The sequence below is a fragment of the Hydrogenophaga sp. genome (assembly GCF_022844385.1).
In the GTDB taxonomy this organism is placed as follows: domain Bacteria; phylum Pseudomonadota; class Gammaproteobacteria; order Burkholderiales; family Burkholderiaceae_C; genus Hydrogenophaga.
In genome coordinates this window covers 1-3,023 of the sequence record NZ_JALHLX010000139.1, presented here as the reverse complement: position 1 = coordinate 3,023, position 3,023 = coordinate 1, and the positions used below count along the sequence as shown (strand labels likewise).

Annotated in this window: 4 protein-coding genes; all 4 read left to right on the top strand. The window is 61.6% G+C overall.

Annotated elements, in window-relative coordinates; translation table 11 throughout:
• Positions 1-403 (top strand): TatD family hydrolase (locus tag Q0C59_RS16895; protein ID WP_291217684.1); only part of this gene is annotated, 403 nt, incomplete at its 5' end.
• Positions 390-1,070, top strand: a complete 681-nt coding sequence (locus Q0C59_RS16890; protein ID WP_291217682.1) for an ankyrin repeat domain-containing protein — start codon at positions 390-392, stop codon at positions 1,068-1,070. The genes Q0C59_RS16895 and Q0C59_RS16890, both read left to right, overlap by 14 nt.
• Positions 1,071-1,188: 118 nt before the next feature.
• Positions 1,189-1,677 (top strand): tripartite tricarboxylate transporter TctB family protein, encoded by a 489-nt coding sequence (locus Q0C59_RS16885; RefSeq protein ID WP_291217679.1) that lies wholly within the window; start codon positions 1,189-1,191, stop codon positions 1,675-1,677.
• 15 nt (positions 1,678-1,692) lie between these two features.
• Positions 1,693-3,023, top strand: a 1,331-nt coding sequence (locus tag Q0C59_RS16880; RefSeq protein WP_291217676.1) for a tripartite tricarboxylate transporter permease, incomplete at its 3' end; no start/stop codon positions are given.

The window sequence follows — 3,023 nt, the reverse complement described above, 5'->3', positions numbered from 1 at the left end:
CGAGGGCCCGGCCGGACCCCGGCCGGTGGCACGGGGCGTGTTTCACTGCTTCACCGAGACCATCGAGGTGGCGCGCGCCGCGCTGGATCTGGGCTTCTACATCTCGTTCTCCGGCATCATCACCTTCCGCAGCGCCAGCGACATCCGCGAGGTGGCGGCCTTTGTGCCCCTGGAGCGCATGTTGATCGAGACCGACAGCCCCTATCTGGCGCCGGTGCCGCACCGTGGCAAGACCAACTCGCCGGCGTTTGTGCCCTGGGTGGCCGAGCAGATTGCCCAGATCAAGGGCTTGTCGGTGGCCGAGGTGGCACAAGCCACCAGTGTCAACTTCGACACCTTGTTCGACCGCGTGTTGTCACCACCAGCGATCAAAACTCTTGATAAATCACATGAAGAAGCCTGAAAAGAATATTGTTTTCAAGGGATTGTTGGCTTTTCTGATGATGATCTCCACCACCGTGTGGGCCAACTCGTTCGATGACTTCTTTTCGGCCGTCAAGCGCGATGACGTGAGCGCGGTTCGACAGCTCGCGCAGCGCGGGTTTGACCTGAACACGCGCAACGAGGCGGGCGAACATGCACTTTTCCTGTCCCTGCGCGACGACGCACCCGCGGTGTCCAGCTTCCTGCTCGGACAGGACAAGGTACAGGTCGAAGCGCGCACCGGCCAGGACGAAAGCCCCTTGATGATGGCCGCGCTCAAGGGCCGGCTGGAGGCAGCCCGGCGCCTGATCGCACGCAAGGCCGAGGTGAACAAGCCCGGCTGGGCCCCGCTTCACTATGCCGCCACCAACCCCGACGCAGAGGCTTTGCCCATGGTGCGCCTGCTGCTGGAGCACCATGCCTACATTGACGCCGAATCACCCAACGGCACCACACCCTTGATGATGGCCGCCCACTATGGGCACCCGAGCGTGGTGAAGCTGTTGCTGGAAGAGGGCGCCGATCCCATGCTGAAGAACCAGCAAGGCCTGTCGGCGATCGACTTTGCCAACCGGGCCCAGCGCGCCGAGTCGGCCGAGATCATTGCGGCCTCTGTGCGTGCCAGACAACCCAGAGGTCGGTGGTAGTCCTGTCGCGCAGGCGATCGGCAACCCAAGCCATCCCTCCCGTTGTAGGTGTAACCCACATGCGGCGAATGCCTTGACCGGATCAGAATCGCCACACCCAATATTTGGAGGAGACACTGTGAAGCTGGCAAGTCAAAAAGACTTTTTCTCTGGTTTGATGTTCACCATCGTGGGCATCTCGTTCGCTGTGGGTGCAACGAACTTCGACGTGGGCAACGCAGCCCGCATGGGCCCGGGGTACTTCCCGCTGCTGCTCGGCATCTTGCTCACGGTCCTCGGGATTCTGATCACGGTCCAGTCTTTTCGCAGCAAGGCACCCGACGGTGACCCCATCGGAAAGATCGCGTGGCGCCCCTTGGGCTTCGTGCTTGGCGCAAACCTGGCCTTTGGCGCGCTGCTGGTGGGATTGCCTTCGCTGGGCATTCCTGCCATGGGCTTCATCGTCGCCATCTATGGCCTCGTGCTCATCTCTGGCTTCGCGCGTCCGAACTGCAGCATCAAGGAGTCCTTGTTTCTGGCAACCTTGCTCGCCGTCGGCAGTTACGTCGCTTTCGTCTACATGCTCAATCTGCAGTTCCCGGTGTGGCCTGCCTTCCTGACAGCCTGACCGGAGACAACCCAAATGGAACTCTTTGACAACCTCGCACTGGGCTTCAGTGTCGCTTTCACTTTCCAGAACCTGCTGTACGCATTTGTAGGCTGCCTGCTGGGCACGCTCATCGGCGTGCTGCCCGGCATCGGCCCGCTGGCCACCATCGCCATGTTGCTGCCCGTGACCTATGGGCTTGAGCCCGTGGCCGCGCTGATCATGCTGGCCGGCATTTACTACGGCGCGCAGTACGGTGGATCGACCACCGCCATCCTGGTCAACCTGCCGGGCGAATCGTCGTCGGTCGTGACCGTGATCGACGGCTACCAGATGGCGCGCAAGGGCAGGGCAGGTCCTGCACTCGCGGCCGCAGGTCTCGGCTCGTTCTTTGCAGGTTGCGTGGGCACCCTTGTGCTGGCCGCATTCGCACCACCACTGACCGAGGTCGCGCTGAGCTTCGGACCTTCCGAGTACTTCGCGCTCATGGTGCTGGGCCTCATCGGTGCCGTGGTGCTGGCCTCGGGCTCGCTGCTCAAGGCGCTGGCCATGATCGTGCTGGGTCTTCTGATCGGTCTGGTGGGCACCGACGTGAATTCGGGCGTGGCCCGTTTCAGCTTCGACATCCCCGAGTTGACCGACGGCATCAACTTTGTCGTGATCGCCATGGGTATCTTCGGTTACGGCGAGATCATCAGCAACCTGTCGCAAGACGAAAGCAAGCGCGAAGTGTTCACCGGCAAGGTGCAGGGCCTCATGCCCACGAAGGAAGACTTCAAGCGCATGTTGCCTGCCGTTATCCGCGGCACGGCCCTGGGTTCGGTGCTGGGCATCCTGCCCGGTGGTGGTGCTTTGCTGTCGTCGTTTGCCGCCTACACCATCGAGAAGAAGACCAAACTCAAGCCGGGTGAAGTGCCTTTCGGCCAGGGCAACATCCGCGGTGTGGCGGCGCCCGAGTCGGCCAACAACGCGGGGTCGCAAACCTCATTCATCCCGTTGCTCACCCTGGGCATCCCGCCCAACGCCGTGATGGCGCTGATGGTGGGTGCGATGACCATTCACAACATCCAGCCTGGCCCCCAGGTCATGACGTCCAATCCCGAGCTGTTCTGGGGACTGATCGCCTCGATGTGGATTGGAAACCTGATGCTCGTGGTGCTGAACCTTCCGCTCATTGGCGTGTGGGTGAAGCTGCTTTCCGTGCCTTACCGCTGGTTGTTTCCGGCCATCCTGCTGTTCTGTGCGATCGGCGTCTATTCGACCAACAACAACAGCTTCGACATCTGGATGGTGGCCATCTTTGGTTTGATCGGATACAGCTTCATCAAGCTCGGTTGCGAGCCGGCGCCGTTGTTGTTGGGTCTGAT